This window comes from Salegentibacter haimaensis (genome assembly GCF_054121495.1).
Genome location: NZ_JBSYGH010000031.1, coordinates 3398 through 5750 on the forward strand (window position 1 = coordinate 3398; position 2353 = coordinate 5750).

At 47.3% G+C, this 2353-nt stretch carries 1 tRNA gene and 1 rRNA gene; both read right to left on the minus strand.

The annotated features are described in order from the left end of the window. Position 1 precedes the first annotated feature (1 nt). Positions 2–75 (minus strand) — tRNA-Ile (locus ACW6QP_RS15285). 166 nt (positions 76–241) lie between these two features. Further along, positions 242–1769, minus strand: a 16S ribosomal RNA gene (locus ACW6QP_RS15290). Between the last annotated feature and the right edge of the window lie 584 nt (positions 1770–2353).

Genomic DNA, 2353 nt, shown 5'->3' on the forward strand with positions numbered 1-2353 from the left:
GTAGTCTCAGGCAGACTCGAACTGCCGACCTCTACATTATCAGTGTAGCGCTCTAACCAGCTGAGCTATGAGACTGTGTTTAGTCGATAGTCGGTAGTCTGTTAGTCATTAGATGCCTACAACTACTAACTTTCTCGTATTCTTTATAATTAAATCGACAGCTTAGAATCAAGACCAAAAAAGATCTTTAAGAACTCCCCTTTGATTATTGCGCTTTGCACTTAAAGTGCAATAGCTCTAGAAAGGAGGTGTTCCAGCCGCACCTTCCGGTACGGCTACCTTGTTACGACTTAGCCCCAGTTACCAGTTTTACCCTAGGCGGCTCCTTGCGGTGACCGACTTCAGGTACCCCCGGCTTCCATGGCTTGACGGGCGGTGTGTACAAGGCCCGGGAACGTATTCACCGGATCATGGCTGATATCCGATTACTAGCGATTCCAGCTTCACGCAGTCGAGTTGCAGACTGCGATCCGAACTGTGATAGGGTTTGTAGATTCGCTCCTTCTCGCGAAGTGGCTGCTCTCTGTCCCTACCATTGTAGCACGTGTGTGGCCCAGGACGTAAGGGCCGTGATGATTTGACGTCATCCCCACCTTCCTCGCGGTTTGCACCGGCAGTCTGGCTAGAGTTCCCGACTTGACTCGCTGGCAACTAACCACAGGGGTTGCGCTCGTTATAGGACTTAACCTGACACCTCACGGCACGAGCTGACGACAACCATGCAGCACCTTGTAATCTGTCCGAAGAAAAAGCTGTTTCCAGCCCTGTCAGACTACATTTAAGCCCTGGTAAGGTTCCTCGCGTATCATCGAATTAAACCACATGCTCCACCGCTTGTGCGGGCCCCCGTCAATTCCTTTGAGTTTCATTCTTGCGAACGTACTCCCCAGGTGGGTTACTTATCACTTTCGCTTAACCACTCAGCCCTCAATTAGGCCGAACAGCTAGTAACCATCGTTTACGGCGTAGACTACCAGGGTATCTAATCCTGTTCGCTACCTACGCTTTCGTCCATCAGCGTCAGTCGATTATTAGTGATCTGCCTTCGCAATCGGTATTCTGAGTAATATCTATGCATTTCACCGCTACACTACTCATTCTAACCACTTCATAATAACTCAAGATAAACAGTATCAATGGCAATTCTACAGTTGAGCTGCAGACTTTCACCACTGACTTATTTATCCGCCTACGGACCCTTTAAACCCAATGATTCCGGATAACGCTTGGATCCTCCGTATTACCGCGGCTGCTGGCACGGAGTTAGCCGATCCTTATTCGCAGAGTACCGTCAAACCCCCACACGTGGGGGTGGTTCTTCCTCTGTAAAAGCAGTTTACAACCCATAGGGCAGTCTTCCTGCACGCGGCATGGCTGGATCAGGCTCTCGCCCATTGTCCAATATTCCTCACTGCTGCCTCCCGTAGGAGTCTGGTCCGTGTCTCAGTACCAGTGTGGGGGATCTCCCTCTCAGGACCCCTACCTATCGTAGCCTTGGTGTGCCGTTACCACACCAACTAGCTAATAGGACGCATACCCATCTAATGGCCATAAATGTTTAATATAAAAATCAGGAGATTCCTATATACTATGGGGTATTAATCCAAATTTCTCTGGGCTATTCCCCTCCAAAAGGTAGGTTGTATACGCGTTACGCACCCGTGCGCCGGTCGCCACCAGATTGCAAGCAATCTGTGCTGCCCCTCGACTTGCATGTGTTAGGCCTGCCGCTAGCGTTCATCCTGAGCCAGGATCAAACTCTTCATCGTTGTCTTTTTAATATAATAACAACAATCAAAAATTCGTACTCAAAGATGACTTCTCTAGTCTTAATTCTAAAATTATTTGTATCGTTCTTCTCTCGAAAAACGTACGCGCTGTCAATTCAATAAATCAATGAACTCCCCCTCCGGCCTTCGGCCACCTCCCCCAAAGGGTGAGGATCATTCCGCAACGGAAGGATTCTTTGTTGAAATCAAAGGACTCGAACCTTTCTTTTTACGTACCCACCCGGGATTTCCTGTCAGTATTTCTTAGTGAACTCTCGCTGACTCGCTGAAAGCGGCTGCAAATATACAACTGTTTTTCTTTTATATCCAAAAAATTTCTTTGGAAAATTTTAAGGTTTTTTCAGTCGTACCAGAATCAGAAATGAACGTTTCGCTGCTTGTTTTTGCGGCTGCAAATATAGCGCGGTTTTTATTCCTGGCAAGAAAAAAATTATATTTTTTTCAAAGGCCGTTTTTGTCGCTCAAAACCTCTTCCAATTCCACTATTTCTAAGAACTCCCGCCTACAGCTTAACTCCCGTTATCCCTGAAAGCGGATGCAAAGATACGCCTAGTTTTGAGTTG